The organism is Neorhizobium sp. PAMB6716 (assembly GCF_058242805.1).
Genome location: NZ_CM177835.1, coordinates 1442720 through 1458120, shown reverse-complemented (window position 1 = coordinate 1458120; position 15401 = coordinate 1442720). Strand labels below are relative to the sequence as shown.

Below are 15401 nucleotides of genomic sequence, written 5' to 3'. Positions count from 1 at the left end.
ATCCCAATATTTCAGGATGCCGAAATCAACGCTTGACGGTTGCTGCCACTTCGGCTGCGAAATCCGTCTCTTCCTTTTCGACGCCTTCGCCGAGAAGCAGGCGCACCATGCCGGTGATCTCGATCGGCGCACCAACGTCCTTTTCAGCTTCCTTGAGGGCAGCTGCGACAGTCAGGTCCGGGTTGATGACGAAAGCCTGCGAAAGAAGAGCGACTTCCTCGAAGAACTTGCGCATGCGGCCTTCGACCATCTTTTCGATGATGGCTTCCGGCTTGCCCGATTCGCGCGACTGTTCGATGAAGATGTTGCGCTCGCGCTCGGCAACCGCTGCATCAACTTCGTCGGCGCGGACGGCCAGCGGGTTGGTGGCGGCAACGTGCATGGCAACCTGGCGGCCGATCGCCGTCAGTGCATCCTTGTTGCCGGTCGACTTCAGGGCAACCAGAACGCCGAGCTTGCCGAGGCCGTCAGCAGCAGCATTGTGAACGTAGGTTGCGACAACGCCGTCTTCAACGGAAAGCTTTGCCGCGCGGCGCAGCGACATGTTTTCGCCGATGGTTGCAATCGCGTCCTTGATCGTGTCGGAGACCGACTTGCCGGTTGCCGGGTAGTTGGCAGCCGAAATCGCGTCTACGGAACCGTCGGTCGAGAGCGCAACCGAAGCAATGCCGCGAACCAGATCCTGGAAGGCGTCGTTGCGGGCGACGAAGTCGGTTTCGGAGTTCAGCTCGACGACCACGGCGCTGGTGCCGGACGAAGCGATGCCGACGAGGCCTTCAGCGGCGGTGCGGCCGGACTTCTTGTCGGCCTTGGCAATGCCCTTGGCGCGCAGCCAGTCGATCGCGGCTTCCATGTCGCCAGCGGTCTCGGCGAGCGCCTTCTTGCAGTCCATCATGCCTGCGCCGGTCTTTTCGCGCAGTTCCTTCACCATTGCGGCTGTGATTTCGCTCATGTTTGCCTCTTGTCCATCTGGGGATGCGCCTGCCGGGTATTGGAACGGCCGGCGCCCGTTTGGGGCACGAATGTACCCGAAAATATGACAGCGTGATGAATGGTCGTCCGCGCAGTCTCACGGCAACAGTGGCAGAACGCTTAGGCTCCGCCGGCGCTGGACGCCTTGGATGGAGACCGCCCAAGGGCGATCTCCTTAATTTCAGATCTCGAAACGAACGGCAGAGCCGTCCGACGATCAGGCTTCTGCAGCTTCTTCCGACAGAGCCGGCTCGATCGGAGCTTCGGCGGAAGCGCCGACGTCACGACCGGACGAACCCTGCTGGCGAGCGATGCCGTCGATGGCAGCGCGGGCAACCAGGTCGCAATAAAGAGCGATGGCACGCGAAGCGTCGTCGTTGCCGGGGATCGGATAGTCGATCAGGTCCGGATCGCAGTTCGAATCGATGATGGCAACGACCGGGATGCCGAGGCGCTTGGCTTCGTCGATCGCGATCTTTTCCTTGTTCGTGTCGATGATGAACATCAGGTCCGGGGTGCCGCCCATGTCGCGGATACCGCCGAGAGCCTTTTCAAGCTTTTCGCGTTCGCGCTCAAGGTTGAGGCGTTCCTTCTTGGTGAAGCCCGAAGCTTCCGAACCAAGAATCTCGTCGAGCTTGCGCAGGCGCTGGATCGAGTTCGAGATGGTCTTCCAGTTGGTCATCATGCCGCCGAGCCAGCGGGAGTTGACGTAATACTGGGCCGAACGCTTCGCCGAATCGGCGATCAGCTCGGATGCCTGGCGCTTGGTGCCAACGAACAGAACGCGGCCGCCACGGGCAACGGTGTCCGAAATGACCTGCAGGGCGCGCGACAGCATCGGAACGGACTGGGCCAGATCGATGATGTGGATGTTGTTACGATCGCCGAAGATGTACGGCTTCATCTTCGGGTTCCAGCGGTGCGTCTGGTGACCGAAGTGAACGCCAGCTTCCAGAAGCTGACGCATGCTAAAATCAGGCAATGCCATGCCTTTTCTCCTTGTTTCCGGTTTAACCCCCGCGAAACGAACAGCCGCCCGAAAGGGCCGGCCACCGGCGGAACGGACCGGATTTCTCCCGGTCAATCCCAAGTTTCGCGTGTGGAATGGTGGTGCGCATAACGGGCATTGGCCGCAAAAGCAAGCGTTTCCGCCAGAAAAACGCAAATGACGCCGGTTTCGCGCAGCGGATAAGGCCGGGCAGTGCCCGGCCTTATCCGCCTGCCCGCTACACAGCGGTTTCAGCGGCAGGGTTCGGCCGGTTTGTCCAGAAGTTCAAGCTTGGACAGCGTGCCGGACAGGACGAAGTCGCCATAATCCATCGTCAGGTCGCGTGTGATGCCATTGCCGTAGAGCTTGAAGGACATGCGGTAGATCGGCAGCGAATCGGTTTTCTGGTCTTCGTTGAAATAAGCGATCGTTACTGGCCAGTAGGGCAGCTTACCGAATTCGCCGGCGCTTGCAGCATCGGCATCATCCGGTTTCGGCATCTGCTGCGTGCCAACAACCGTGGTCGTCAACAGGCTCTGGTCGCCGTTTTCCGAGCCATCGAAAATACGGGCTTCGAAGAAGCGCTTGCCCTCCCTGGCATTGTCGATCACCTCCAGCATATGCTCCGTCGGAAACTGCGCCGGTGTCAGGTCCACTTCCCGTTGATCGGGCTTGGCGAGCGCCACCTTGATGCCATCGGCCTTGTCGCTTGCCTCGCCCGTCACCTGCTTGTCCAGCTGTTCGTCGGTGAAGGATTTGGTGTCGAAGCGAAACTCGCCGGAGCTGGCATTTTCGAACGTTGTCGTCTGCTGGTCGGTCACGCGCATTTCCTCACCCGTATCGACACGGGTGACGAAGCGGAAATTGGTGGTGAAACCCGAACAGACATTGCCGGTGAACTCGTAGACCATGCGGCCATACATGCCCTCGATGCCCGAACGATCAGAGACGTCCTTCAGCTTCAAATCATAGATGGCACGGTGGGGAATGAGCGCTCGTGCGCCCTCCATGCCTGCAAGGGCCGGGCTGAAAGGGGCAAGCGTACTGCCTGCTAGAAGGACCGCTGCAAAGCTCTGCCGCAACATCCACAATCTCCTATGGGACTCGACGCGCGATGTTATATGTACGCCATCAAGTGATGCTTAGCGTCATGTGTGACGGAATCGAGTCAATTTTACAATCAAACCGGAGAACGAAATGTCGGATGCGATCGAAGCCCGCCTGAAGGAGATGGGGATCGAACTGCCGGTGGCCGCAGCGCCTGCCGCCAATTATGTGCCCTACACGCAGAGCGGTACCACGCTTTACATCTCCGGCCAGTTGCCGATGGAAGCCGGAAAGGTCGCCGTGACAGGCCTTGTGGGCGCGGATGTAGACGTGGAAGCGGCGCAGCGCGCCGCCGAGCTTTGCGCCATCAACATTTTGGCGCAGGTGAAGGCTGCCGTTGGCGGTGATCTCGGCCGCGTGCGCCGCGTTCTGAAGCTGAACGGCTTCATTGCGTCCGCTCCCGGTTTTGTCGAACAACATCTGGTGATGAACGGCGCTTCCAACCTCATCGCCAACGTTTTGGGCGAGGCGGGCAAGCACGCGCGCGCCGCCGTTGGCATGGCCGCCCTGCCCTTTAATGCCGCCGTCGAGGTGGATGCCATCCTGGAAGTCGAAGCATGAGCGCCGATCTCACCTGGCTGAAAGAGACGCCGGTTGCCCATCGCGGTTATCATGACCTGAACAAGGCCGTGTGGGAAAACACGCTGTCTGCCTTTTCCCGCGCCATCGAGGCGGGTTTTGCCATCGAATGCGATATCCAGCTTTCGGCCGATAGCGTGCCGATGGTGTTTCACGATCATGACCTGCAGCGTCTCTGCGGCATTACCGGCGAAGTGCGTGAGCGCATGGCAAACGAGTTGCAGGCGCTGTCCGTCGGCGGCACGAAAGACCGTATCCCGACGTTGAAGCAGATGCTGGCTCTCGTTAAAGGTCAGGTGCCGCTGGTCATCGAACTGAAGGGCATCGATGCCGAGCAGGACGACGGTTTTATCGAAAGTGTGCTGGAAGTGCTGGAAGGTTATGAGGGCCCGCTGGCGCTGATGAGCTTCGATTATCACCTGCTGCGCGCGCTGAAGGCTGAAAAATGCCCCTACCCGGTCGGCCTCACCGCCATGGGCACGAAACCCGAAGAATTCTTCGCCCATGACGAGGCGATGCAGCTTGGGCTCGATTTCATCTCCTACCATTATGCCGACCTGCCCAACAGTTTTGTCACCGGTCAGCGCGCCCGGGGCATCACCGTCATTACCTGGACGGTGAGGGATGAAAATGCCCGCGCCCATACCTATACTCATGCTGACCAGATGACCTTCGAGGGTTTTGACCCGCGAGAAAGCAAAGCTTCTGCCTCATGAGCCAAACCGTCACTCTCCGCGTCGAACAATCTTTTGCAGCGATCAGCCCGGAACGCTGGTCGCAGCTTTCAGGAACACGACGCGGGGGTGAAACGCCCTATAACCCCTTCCTCTCGCATGCCTATCTGTCATCGCTGGAGGATTCCGGTTCGGCGACGGCAAAGACCGGTTGGCTTGGCCATCACCTGCTGATGGAAGATGGCGACGGCCAGTTGATCGGCGCCGTCCCCGGTTACCTCAAGAACCACAGCCAGGGCGAATATGTCTTCGATCACGGCTGGGCGGATGCGTTCGAGCGGGCCGGCGGGCAATATTATCCAAAGCTGCAATGCGCCATCCCGTTTACCCCCGCCACTGGCCAGCGGCTGCTGGTGCGCGACGGCGACGGCGCCGATGACGTGCGCCTGACGCTTGCGGCCGGCCTTGCCGAAGTCACCCGCCAGCTTGGCATTTCCTCAGCCCATGTCACCTTCCTGCGGGAAGTGGAACTGCTGGCCTTCGAGGAGGCGGGTTTCCTGCACCGCATGGACCAGCAGTTCCATTTCATCAATGACGGCTATGACAACCACGAGGCGTTTCTCGCCAAGCTTTCCTCCTCCAAGCGCAAGAACCTGCGCAAGGAACGCCGCGCCGCGCTGGAAAACGGCATCGAGATCGACTGGCTGACGGGCAAGGACCTGACCGAAGAGATCTGGGACCAGTTTTTTACCTTCTACATGGATACCGGCAGCCGCAAATGGGGAAAGCCCTATCTCACGCGGGCGTTCTATTCGCTGATCGGCGAACGCATGGCCGACGATATCCTGCTCGTGATGGCGCGCCGTGACGGGCGTTATGTGGCGGGCGCCATCAACTTCATCGGCGAAGAGGCGCTGTTCGGGCGCCACTGGGGATGCATCGAGGATCATCCCTTCCTGCATTTCGAGGTCTGTTATCATCAGGCGATCGATTTTGCGCTGGCAAACGGCCTGAAGCGTGTCGAAGCCGGCGCGCAAGGGGAACACAAGCTGGCGCGCGGCTACCTGCCCGTCACCACCCATTCCGCCCATTACATCGCCCATCCCGGCCTTCGCCGCGCCATCGGCGATTACCTGAAGCGGGAACGGCAAGAGGTGGAATATGCCGGCGAATACTTGACCGAGCACAGCCCTTTCCGCAAGGGAGAGCGGCAAGAGGACGATTGATAAAAGACACTCAGGGAGCGCCCGCATGACCGGCCAGATCTATGACGAAAACAACATCTTTGCCAAAATCCTGAAGGGCGAGATCCCCGCGCACAAGGTCTACGAAGACGACGATACGCTGGCTTTCATGGATGTGATGCCGCAGGCGCCCGGCCATCTCCTCGTCATCCCCAAGCGCGGCTCGCGCAACCTCCTGGATGCCGATCCGGGCGTGCTGTCGACGCTTCTTCCGGTGGTGCAGAAGCTTGCCGTTGCGGCAAAAGAAGCTTTTGAAGCCGATGGCGTGTTCATCGCCCAGTTCAACGAACCCGCCGCCGGCCAGACTGTGTTCCACCTGCATTTTCATGTGATCCCGCGTCACGACGGGCAGGCTTTGAAGCCGCATACGGGCAAGATGGAGGACGGGGCGGTTCTCGCGGAAAACGCCCGGAAGATTCGCGAGGCGCTTTAACCCGCACCGGTAAATCCTTGCAGATAGACTGATATCACCGACTTGCGCTGCGCACACCTGCCTCATAGGCAAGCCGTGCCCAGCGGGTCATCTCGTCGGGATCGTCAAGGGCTTCCTCGGGAATGGACCAGTAGGGCATCAGCACCGGCTTGCCGGTCTTTCCCTCGTACGCCCACTGTCTTGCCCCAGCCTCTTCGAATTGCGGTGCGCTTTCGGCATCTGCCTTCAGCATCATCTCGCCGCGCAGGTCGATGGCAAAAATCACGCCGTGATGGTAGATGCCCTTGCCGCCAAACATGCGGCGGATGGTGACGGGGCCGAGCCCATGAAAAAGGTCTTCGATATCGGCTTTGTCCATGCTCATCCCCGCAAGGTTCCGCCGGCTGCGATCACTGCTTCCGGGGTGTCGACATCGATGTGAGCGCCTGCCCCGATCTCCACGTCGATGATCGGCAGACCGCAGGTCTCGATGACGTGGCGGGCACCGACATCACCCTCCAGCAGCACCAGCTCGCCAAAGGTCGCACGCGGCAGGATGACAGGATTGCCGCGCTTGCCGCCCGCGACGGCGCGCACGATGGCGCGGCCTTCCGCCTTGCGAAACGCCGCCTGAAGGGTGCGCAAATCCTCGACCGATACGGCCGGCATATCGGCCAGAAGCACCATCACACCTGCGACCTCCGACAGATCAGGCGCGGCAAGACCAGCCTTGATCGATCCGGCCATGCCGCTGGCGTAATCCAGGTTTTCCACCAGCGTCAGGGCGAGGCCTTTTAGCGCTTGCGACACCTCGTCTGCCCGATGACCGGTGACGACAACGAACGGCGCGGGCGGGTTCTCCGATGCAACCGCGCCCTCAGGTCCAACGGCATCCGGAGCGGAGGCGGCCAGCGCCCGTTCCGCCACTCGCTGCACCAGGGGCACGCCATCGAATTCCGCCAGCAGCTTGTGACCCGCCTCGCCCATCCTGCTTGCCCGGCCTGCGGCCAGAAGAAGAATTCCGATCGAAAGCGCCCTGTTCCTGGACAATGGCAGGTCGCGCGGCTGCGGCCGGCTTGGAATTTCCATCAGCAATCCTCCAACGCCAAGCCCCGTCAGCTCTTGCGCCCGTGGACGCTCACCGGAGAGGATCCGGTTCAGCACCCAGTCAAAGCCGTTTTCCTTGGGCGAACGCGCGCAGCCCGGCGCGCCGATCAAGGCGGTATCACCGTGATACCCAAGCACCAGAAGATTGCCGGGATCGACCGGCAGCCCCACCTGCTCCACCGCACCGCCGGCAAGCCGCATCGCCTGCGGCAGCACATCCTCGCCATCGCAGACGGCAGAGGCCCCGAACAGGATCACCATACGCGGCACACCATCTTCCGGCTGGCCGAGTGCCGCGCGCAAGGCATTCGCCACGGCCTCTGCCCGATGCGCCACGCGGTGCTCGCGGATGATGACGCTGCCGGAGGGGGCAAGGCGCCGCGACAGAAGGTTCGCCGTCTTGTCGAGTACGGAGGTTTTTAGCACCGGCAGTTCGGTTTGGATCAGCGTCACCGAAAAGGGACGGTAGGGCGCGACGGACACCGCCTCGCCCTCGCGCAGCACGGCCTTTGCGGCATTCACCTTGTCACCCGGCACCGCCAGCGGAATGATTTTCACCGTCGCCACCATATCGCCGACAACAACCGGCGACCGGTCGGCGAGACAGGCCAGCGTGATGGCCGGATCGATCTGGTTGAACCGGTCGATCAATGCCCGATCAGCGCGGAAAAGCCCGTTCCGCGTCGCGTGGATGTTCACCCGCCCGGTGCTGGCCGGCGAAAGCCGAAGCGACTCGTCGCCAAAACAGGCGGCAAGCTGCTCGGCAGCGACATCTTCCGAAAGATCTCCCGGCTGCAACCTTGCCACCACCACCTCGGCAAGGCCCGCCTCGGCCAGTGTCTGAAGATCGCCGGCCGACAGGATCGTGCCCTTCGGCATGCGCCCGCCGGGATGGCTGACGCTATGCGCCAGGATCGCGCCTTGTGCCAATTCCAGCGGCACCGATCCAAAGATCATTCTGCACCGCCGGACAGCGAACGGCGCCGAAAGGCTTCGACGATTTGTGCAAGGATCGACAGCGCAATCTCCTCCGGGCTCGCGGCCCCGATATCAAGGCCGATGGGCGCGCGAATCCTTTGGATCTGCTCCTGCGTGACCCCGGTTTCCAGCAGGCGCTCCACACGGCGCGCATGGGTTTTTCGGCTGCCGAGTGCGCCAACGTAAAAACAGCCGCACCGCAGCGCTTCGGCCAGGGCAAAATCGTCGATCTTCGGATCATGAGTGACGGCCGCCACCGCCGTATAGGGATCGAGCACCCGCGCCTTCAGCACGTCCTCCGGCCAGTCGGCGATGAGGTCGACGCCCTCAAACCGTTCGGGCGTCGCAAAGGCCGTGCGCGGATCGATGATGGTGAGATCATAACCGATAACAGGCGCCAGCCGCGCCAGCCCTTGCGTAATATGCACGGCCCCTATGGCAACGATGCGCGGCGGCGGCAGGTGGACGTTGAGAAACAGCGGCCGGCCCTCGATGTCGATAAGCCCCGATTTTCCGCTGCGAAACGCCTTCTCCGCTGCCTCTGCCAGATGCGCCGGCACCGGTTGCCCTTCTACCAGAACCTGCGTCTCGCCGGACGCCGTATCGGTGATGAGGATGGCCGCCTTGCGGGCGTTTCGGGCCGCATTCAGCTCTGCCAGATGATCAAGCCGCATCAGTTGAGCCTCTCCACATAGACCCGGATACGCCCACCGCAGGAGAGCCCGACACGCCAGGCGGTTTCATCCGCCACGCCGAATTCCAGCATTTTTGGCGCGCCCGAGGTGATTACTTCCAGCGCCTCGGTGATGACGGCACCCTCGACGCAGCCGCCGGAAACAGATCCTTCGAAATTGCCCTCGCCGTCAATGACGAGATGGCTGCCGGCGGGGCGCGGTGCCGAACCCCAGGTTTCCATGACCGTGGCAATGGCGACGGTGCGCCCCTCGCGCGCCCAGGTTTCTGCGGTGACAAGCGGATCAAGCGTGGTCGTCATACGACAGTCCTTTCCCTGAAACGGCGGGGATTGGCGCCAGCCATCGCCTTGCCCGACAGCGCCTGCGCCAGATCCGCCAGCGAATTTAAGTTATGCACGGGGCGAAACTCGTCCACATGCGGCAACATGGCCCGCACGCCGCGGGCGCGAGGCTGAAAACCGTCGAAACGCAGCAGCGGATTAAGCCAGATCAGCCGTCGACAGGAGCGGTGCAGCCGGTCGATCTCGGTTTCCAGCTCCGCCACCCCGTCGCGCTCCAGCCCGTCTGTAATCAGCAGCACCACCGCGCCGCCACCCAGTACCCGACGGCCCCAGATGCGGTTGAACGTTGTCAGGGTCTCGCCGATCCGTGTTCCGCCAGACCAGTCTTCGACCGATCGCGTGCAGGCATCCAGCGCCTCGTCCGGATCCCGGTGACGTAAGCTACGCGTCACATTGGTCAAGCGGGTGCCGAACAGAAAGACGTGGGTGCGCCGGCGCTTTTCCATCAGCGCATGGGCAAAATGCAGAAAGATGCGACTGTACTGGCTCATCGAGCCAGAGATATCGGCAAGCACCACCAGCGGCGGCTCCTGTCTCTGCAGCCGGCGAAATTTCGGCAGCATGATATCGCCGCCGGTCCGCATCGCTTGGCGCAACGTGGCGCGCGGATCGATCCGGCCCGGATGGTTTGCCGCCCGATACCGTCGCGTCACCACAGAATCGAGCGGCAGCACGAGTTTTGCCATCTCGATCCGCGCAGCAGCGAGTTCCGCCGCCGACATCTGGGCAAAATCCGTCCGGCGCAGAACTTCAGAGGCAGATGCCGTAAAACGCGCATCGGCCTCCACTTCCGGCGGCGCTTCCGGTTTTTGCGGACGCGCCTGCTCTGCCACCAGACTGTCGCCGACGCGTGCTGCTGCCGGTTTCGGCTTTTCCGCTTCTCGCTGCTCGGCAATTTTTGGCGACATCATCTGGATCATCTTTTCGACAAGATCGCGCTTGCGAAAGAACAGGCGAAACGCCTCGTCAAAGACCGCCATATCCTCGCGCCGCTTGACGAAGACGGCGGCGAGCGCTGCGTGAAATTCCTCACGGGCTCCGATGCCGACAGCTTCGGCAGCGGCGACGGCATCAAGCGTTGCCTGTGGCGACGTCTTGAGGCCCGCCCGCCGCAGCACCCGGGAAAAATAGAGAATGTTTTCGGCAAGGCGGCCTTCCCCAGCCGCATCCTTGCCTGACCCGAACGTGGTGGCCTCACCTGCCATCATGGCTTTATCCCGCAGCCAAGAGTTCCGCCTTCACCTCGGCCAGAATGGCACCGCCCTCGCCGCCGCGGATACGGGCAATATCGTCCTGGTATTTGAGGAGCGTGCCGAGCGTGTCGGAAATCGTTTCGGGGTCGAGCGCCAGCCGGTCAAGTTCGGTCAGTGCCGTGGCCCAGTCAATGGTTTCGGCAATGCCGGGGTTCTTGAACAGATCGACCGTGCGCAGCTTTTGGACATAGGCCACCACCTGACGCGACAATGCCGCACCCGCCTGCGGCACCTTGCGCTTCAGGATTGCCAGTTCCTGGGCGGCATCGGGATAATCCACCCAGTGATAGAGACAGCGCCGTTTCAGCGCGTCGTGGATCTCGCGGGTGCGGTTGGTGGTGATGATGACGATGGGCGGCTCGGCCGCCTTGATCGTACCAAGCTCGGGGATCGTCACCTGAAACTCGGAGAGAACTTCCAGCAGAAACGCTTCGAAGGCCTCGTCGGTACGATCAAGCTCGTCGATCAGAAACACCGGCGCCGCCTCGCCTGCCCGCGAAAGGGCCTGCAGCACCGGGCGACGGATCAGGTGGCGCTCGGAATAGAGATTGGCTTCCAGCCGGTCGCGGTCTTCAAGGCCGGCGGCTTCCGAAAGCCGGATGTCGAGCATCTGCGCCGGGTAATTCCATTCGTAGACGGCAGAGGCGACATCCAGCCCCTCATAACATTGCAGCCGTATCAGCGGACGGTTGAGACCCTTGGCCAGCGCCTTGGCAATTTCCGTCTTGCCAACACCCGCCTCGCCTTCGAGAAATAACGGCCGCTGCATGCGAAGCGCCAGAAAAATCACCGTCGCCAGTCCGCGCCCGGCCAGATAATCCTGCTCGCCGAGCAGAGTAATGGTTTCATCGATCGACGCCGGAGGCCGGCGCGCATCCTGATCTGTCATGGCAACTCCCCCGATCCACAAAGACTACAGCGCGTGAAAAGCCCGGTCCAGATAAATGAGCGGCGGATTGTGCGGCCCGAAATGCATGGCGACGACCTGTCCGAACAGCACCAGATGGGTGGACATCCGGCGGATTTCCATCAGCCGGCAATCGAAGGAAACCAGCGCATCGGAGAGAACCGGAGCGCCGGTTTCCAGCGTCAGCCAGTGCGCCAGCGCAAAACGCTCCTCCACCGGCAGCCGGTCAAAACCGGCAAGCGCCTTGGCCAGAGCCTGATGGTGGCCGGCGAGCGAATTCAGCGCAAATACGCCGCTTTGCTCGAAGATGGCATTGCTGTCGTTGGTGGCATTGAGGCAGACGAGAACGGTTGCGGGATCGTCGGACACCGAGCAGGCGGCTGTGGCCGTCACCCCGCGCCGCACGCCCTGCCACTCGGTGGTGACGGCCTGCACATGGCCGGCATAACGCGCCATGCCATCGCGGTAGAGGGTGGGATCGACCGGCTGCGGCCGGCCCTGTGCGTCTTTGCGCGTGTCGGAAACAGTCACAAGGTTCCTCCCCCGGTCTCCCGGACCTCGACAGCCCCATCGACCGCCTTGCAATTCTGAATATGGTAAGGGCGCCCGTCGTTGTCCACGCCCGCAGGCAATTTGCGCGTGCCATGGCGAAAACCAACGCAATTTCCTTTGACCCCAGCCAAAGGCCGGCTAAATGTGCGCCATGAGCGATATTTCGATCCGATCCGCCGCCCGCCGCGGCCTCTTGGCTGCAGGGGCAGCTGCGCTTTTCTTCGCCGCCGTGCCCGTTTCGGCGGCCACCATCGGCGTCGTTGCGCCGCAGAGCGGACCTTATGCGCTGCTGGGCCAGCAGATCCTGCGCGGCGCCCAGGCGGCCGCGACAGATGGCGACAAACTGGTTCCAATTGCCGAAAGCTGCGAACAGGGGTCTGGCGGCGCGATTGCCGAGGCGCTGAAACAGGCGGGTGCCACGGCGGCCATTGGATTTTTGTGTGTCGAAACCCTGTCGGAATCGCTGCCGAAGCTGAAGGAGGCGGGCATTGCTGCAATCACCGTCTCGGTGCGTTCCAAAATCCTGATGGAGGACGCCACGCGCTATGGCTGGCCCTTCTTCCGGCTGGCGCCCGTCGATGGCGAGGAAGCCGAAAAGCTTGCCGACATGGTGCTGTCCAGATTCCAGAACAAATCCATCGCGCTTGTCGATGACGGCACGATCTATGGCCGGGAACTCACCGGCGCCATCCGCCAGAAACTGGAAGCCGGCGGCATCAAGCCCGCCTTTGCCGATACGTTCCGCCCCGGGCAGGAACAGCAACTGGCGCTGGTGCGGCGGCTGGTCAAGACCGGTGCCTCGCATGTGGTGGTGGGCGGAGACCGGGCGGATGTCGCCATCATGGCGCGCGATGCGGCTGCCGAAAAGGCCGCCCTCACCTTCATCGGCGGCGATGTGATGCGGGCCGCCAACCGCCCGCTAGCCCTTGCCGATGGCGCACTGGCCGTTGCACTGCCCGATTATGCGACCCTGCCCTCCGCTGCCCCGGCGGTTGCCGCGATTCGTTCCAAAAACAGCGAGGCCGATGGTTATACCCTGCCGGCCTATGCGGCTGTGCAGGTCGCGAGAGCGGCCACAGCAAAGGCCTTGGCGGAGAAGAAAACCGTGGCGCAGGTGCTGGCGAACCTTTCGGTCGACACCGTGCTCGGTCCGCTCACCTTCGGCGCCAATCATGAACTGGCCCAAAATCCGTTCCGCCTGCAGGAATGGCGCGACAACACCTTTCATCCAGTGGATGGCGAGACGGAATGACGGTTTGCCGGCCCATCCGGCGATTGTGCAGCAGAAGACGGAATGTTAAGCGGAGCCGAAATCTGCCGCACGCAGCCTGATCTCCTCATTTGAAGGACAGCGTTCTGCGGCAAGCCTTTCTGCCCGGTGCTTGCTGCTCCAAAAAGGAATAAGGCGCCGCCCCTGATCTGCCGGAGGAACACGACATGCCCCTGCCCATTCGCATTGCCCCATCCATCCTCGCCGCCGATTTTTCAAAGCTCGGCCAGGAGGTTCGCGACGTCATCGAAGCTGGCGCCGACTGGGTGCATCTCGATGTCATGGACGGCCATTTCGTGCCCAACATTTCCTTCGGCCCCGATGTCATCAAGGCGCTTCGCCCGCACACCACGGCTTGGTTCGATTGCCACCTGATGATTGCGCCTGCCGATCCCTATCTCGAAGCCTTCGCCAAGGCCGGCTGCGACAGCATTACGGTGCATGCCGAATCCGGGGTTCACCTGCACCGTTCGCTGCAGACCATTAGGTCGCTCGGCAAGAAGGTCGGCGTCACGCTCAACCCGGCAACGCCGCTTTCGGTCATCGAAAACGTACTTGACGATGTCGACCTCATCCTCATCATGAGCGTCAATCCAGGCTTTGGCGGTCAGAAATTCATCCCGGCGATGTTTGATAAGATCCGCGCCACCCGCGCGCTGATCGGCGACCGGCCGATCGATCTGGAAGTCGACGGTGGCATTACAGCCGACACCATCGGCGACGCCGCCCGCGCCGGCGCCAATGTCTTTGTTGCAGGCTCGGCCATCTACAAGGGCGGCGATATCGCGGCCTATCGCGACAACATCTCCGTTCTGCGCCGCAATGCCGAGGCCGGTGCGGCCTGACCGCATCTCTCTTTCGCCATTGGCCGCTTGCCGCTCCCGCAAACCTTCTTTGCGTCCTGCGTTGAGATTGCGGGTGGTTCTTGCTAAAGCGTGCCAACTCTTGTCGTTCCCAAGGAAATCCGCTGATGATCCCGCGTTATTCCCGGCCTGAAATGGTCGCCATCTGGTCGCCCGAAACCAAGTTTCGCATCTGGTTCGAGATCGAGGCGCATGCCTGCGATGCGCTTGCGGAACTCGGCGTGATCCCGAAGGATGCGGCAAAAACGATCTGGGAAAAGGGCGGCGCTGCCGAATTCAACGTCGCCCGCATCGACGAGATCGAGGCCGTCACCAAGCATGACGTGATCGCTTTCCTCACGCATCTCGCCGAATTCGTCGGTCCTGACAGCCGTTTCGTCCACCAGGGCATGACGTCGTCCGACGTGCTCGACACCACGTTCAACATCCAGCTGGTGCGCGCAACCGATATTCTCATCGCCGGCATGGACCGGCTGCTCACAGCTCTGAAGACCCGCGCCTTCGAACACAAGGACACGGTGCGTATCGGCCGCAGCCACGGCATCCATGCCGAGCCGGTGACGATGGGCCTGACCTTTGCCCGCTTCTACGCCGAAATGGAGCGCAACCGCGCACGTCTCGTTGCCGCCCGCGCCGAGATCGCCACCGGTGCCATTTCCGGCGCAGTCGGCACTTTTGCCAATATCGATCCGCGCGTCGAAGAACATGTCTGCGAAAAGCTTGGCCTGACGCCGGAGCCGGTCTCTACGCAGGTTATCCCGCGCGACCGTCATGCGATGTTCTTCGCAACGCTCGGCGTCATCGCGTCGTCGATCGAAAACGTCGCCATCGAAATCCGCCACATGCAGCGCACGGAAGTTCTGGAAGCGGAAGAGTTCTTCTCGCCCGGCCAGAAGGGTTCGTCGGCCATGCCGCACAAGCGCAATCCGGTGCTCACCGAAAACCTCACCGGCCTTGCCCGCCTCGTGCGCATGTCGGTGGTGCCCGCCATGGAAAACGTCGCCCTCTGGCATGAGCGTGATATTTCCCATTCGAGCGTTGAGCGCGCCATAGGCCCGGATACGACCGTGACGCTCGATTTCGCGCTGCACCGTCTGGCCGGCGTCATCGAGAAGCTGGTGATCTATCCTGAGAACATGATGAACAACCTCAACAAGTTCCGCGGACTTGTTCACTCGCAGCGTGTGCTTCTGGCGCTGACCCAGGCCGGTGTATCGCGCGAAGACAGCTACCGTCTCGTGCAGCGCAACGCCATGAAGGTGTGGGAACAGGGCAAGGATTTCCTCGAGGAACTGCTGGCCGACCAGGAAGTGCGCGCCGCTCTTCCGGAAGAGGCAATCCGCGAAAAGTTCGACCTCGGTTATCACACCAAGCACGTTGACACGATTTTTCGACGCGTCTTCGGCTGAGGTCTGCTTAAAGTGATTCAAACTATCAGCCGGCAGGGGTAACCCTGCCG

At 61.9% G+C, this 15401-nt stretch carries 17 protein-coding genes; 7 read left to right on the top strand and 10 right to left on the bottom strand.

Translation table 11 applies throughout. The features are described 5' to 3' along the window. Positions 1-25: 25 nt before the first annotated feature. The 3 genes from tsf to AC4CWH_RS06975 all read right to left on the bottom strand — a co-directional run bounded on the left by tsf (position 26) and on the right by AC4CWH_RS06975 (position 3045). Entirely contained in the window at positions 26-952 is a 927-nt protein-coding gene (tsf, locus tag AC4CWH_RS06985; protein WP_491281419.1) for a translation elongation factor Ts, read from the bottom strand. A 237-nt stretch (positions 953-1189) separates the two neighbouring features. Continuing rightward, the gene (gene rpsB, locus AC4CWH_RS06980; protein ID WP_491281418.1) at positions 1190-1960 is read right to left on the bottom strand and encodes a 30S ribosomal protein S2; all 771 of its coding nucleotides are present in this window, start codon (positions 1958-1960) and stop codon (positions 1190-1192) included. A gap of 251 nt (positions 1961-2211) precedes the next feature. Next, positions 2212-3045 (bottom strand): cell envelope integrity EipB family protein, encoded by an 834-nt coding sequence (locus AC4CWH_RS06975; protein ID WP_491320964.1) that lies wholly within the window; start codon positions 3043-3045, stop codon positions 2212-2214. A 112-nt stretch (positions 3046-3157) separates the two neighbouring features. Between AC4CWH_RS06975 and AC4CWH_RS06970 the strand changes: the two genes are divergently transcribed. Genes AC4CWH_RS06970 through AC4CWH_RS06955 form a run of 4 tightly spaced genes read left to right on the top strand, consistent with a single transcriptional unit; the run spans position 3158 to position 5997 of the window. Further along, positions 3158-3628: a RidA family protein gene (locus tag AC4CWH_RS06970; protein ID WP_491320963.1), complete on the top strand. Its 471-nt coding sequence runs from the start codon at positions 3158-3160 to the stop codon at positions 3626-3628. Beyond that, entirely contained in the window at positions 3625-4362 is a 738-nt protein-coding gene (locus AC4CWH_RS06965) for a glycerophosphodiester phosphodiesterase (RefSeq protein ID WP_491320962.1), read from the top strand. Before AC4CWH_RS06970 ends, AC4CWH_RS06965 begins: the two co-directional genes overlap by 4 nt. Continuing rightward, positions 4359-5546 (top strand): GNAT family N-acetyltransferase, encoded by a 1188-nt coding sequence (locus tag AC4CWH_RS06960; protein WP_491320961.1) that lies wholly within the window; start codon positions 4359-4361, stop codon positions 5544-5546. The genes AC4CWH_RS06965 and AC4CWH_RS06960 overlap by 4 nt, the downstream gene beginning before the upstream one ends. Positions 5547-5571: 25 nt before the next feature. Continuing rightward, on the top strand, positions 5572-5997 hold the full coding sequence (locus AC4CWH_RS06955) for an HIT family protein (RefSeq protein WP_491320960.1): 426 nt from the start codon (positions 5572-5574) through the stop codon (positions 5995-5997). Positions 5998-6031: 34 nt separating this feature from the next. Here the strand turns inward: AC4CWH_RS06955 and AC4CWH_RS06950 are convergent, their stop codons facing one another. From AC4CWH_RS06950 to AC4CWH_RS06920, 7 genes are read right to left on the bottom strand one after another with little or no spacing between them, the layout of a single operon-like run. Beyond that, positions 6032-6355: a TfoX/Sxy family protein gene (locus AC4CWH_RS06950; RefSeq protein ID WP_491320959.1), complete on the bottom strand. Its 324-nt coding sequence runs from the start codon at positions 6353-6355 to the stop codon at positions 6032-6034. A gap of 2 nt (positions 6356-6357) precedes the next feature. Further along, complete coding sequence (locus AC4CWH_RS06945) at positions 6358-8040, bottom strand: NTP transferase domain-containing protein (protein ID WP_491320958.1); 1683 nt, start codon at positions 8038-8040, stop codon at positions 6358-6360. Beyond that, the gene (locus AC4CWH_RS06940) at positions 8037-8735 is read right to left on the bottom strand and encodes an XdhC family protein (RefSeq protein ID WP_491320957.1); all 699 of its coding nucleotides are present in this window, start codon (positions 8733-8735) and stop codon (positions 8037-8039) included. The genes AC4CWH_RS06945 and AC4CWH_RS06940 overlap by 4 nt, the downstream gene beginning before the upstream one ends. Beyond that, on the bottom strand, positions 8735-9055 hold the full coding sequence (locus tag AC4CWH_RS06935) for an XdhC family protein (RefSeq protein WP_491320956.1): 321 nt from the start codon (positions 9053-9055) through the stop codon (positions 8735-8737). Before AC4CWH_RS06935 ends, AC4CWH_RS06940 begins: the two co-directional genes overlap by 1 nt. Continuing rightward, on the bottom strand, positions 9052-10305 hold the full coding sequence (locus tag AC4CWH_RS06930; protein WP_491320955.1) for a vWA domain-containing protein: 1254 nt from the start codon (positions 10303-10305) through the stop codon (positions 9052-9054). The genes AC4CWH_RS06935 and AC4CWH_RS06930 overlap by 4 nt, the downstream gene beginning before the upstream one ends. 4 nt (positions 10306-10309) lie before the next feature. After that, the gene (locus AC4CWH_RS06925; protein ID WP_491320954.1) at positions 10310-11239 is read right to left on the bottom strand and encodes an AAA family ATPase; all 930 of its coding nucleotides are present in this window, start codon (positions 11237-11239) and stop codon (positions 10310-10312) included. Positions 11240-11263: 24 nt separating this feature from the next. Continuing rightward, positions 11264-11713, bottom strand: coding sequence for a flavin reductase (locus tag AC4CWH_RS06920; RefSeq protein ID WP_491285323.1), 450 nt, complete (start codon positions 11711-11713; stop codon positions 11264-11266). Positions 11714-11960: 247 nt separating this feature from the next. Here AC4CWH_RS06920 and AC4CWH_RS06915 point away from each other — a divergent pair, with 247 nt between their 5' ends. From AC4CWH_RS06915 to purB, 3 genes are all read left to right on the top strand, one after another. After that, positions 11961-13061, top strand: coding sequence for a branched-chain amino acid ABC transporter substrate-binding protein (locus AC4CWH_RS06915; protein WP_491320953.1), 1101 nt, complete (start codon positions 11961-11963; stop codon positions 13059-13061). Positions 13062-13246: 185 nt separating this feature from the next. Further along, positions 13247-13924: a ribulose-phosphate 3-epimerase gene (gene rpe / locus AC4CWH_RS06910; RefSeq protein ID WP_491320952.1), complete on the top strand. Its 678-nt coding sequence runs from the start codon at positions 13247-13249 to the stop codon at positions 13922-13924. Positions 13925-14049: 125 nt separating this feature from the next. Beyond that, positions 14050-15351, top strand: coding sequence for an adenylosuccinate lyase (gene purB / locus AC4CWH_RS06905; protein WP_491320951.1), 1302 nt, complete (start codon positions 14050-14052; stop codon positions 15349-15351). Positions 15352-15401: the final 50 nt, after the last annotated feature.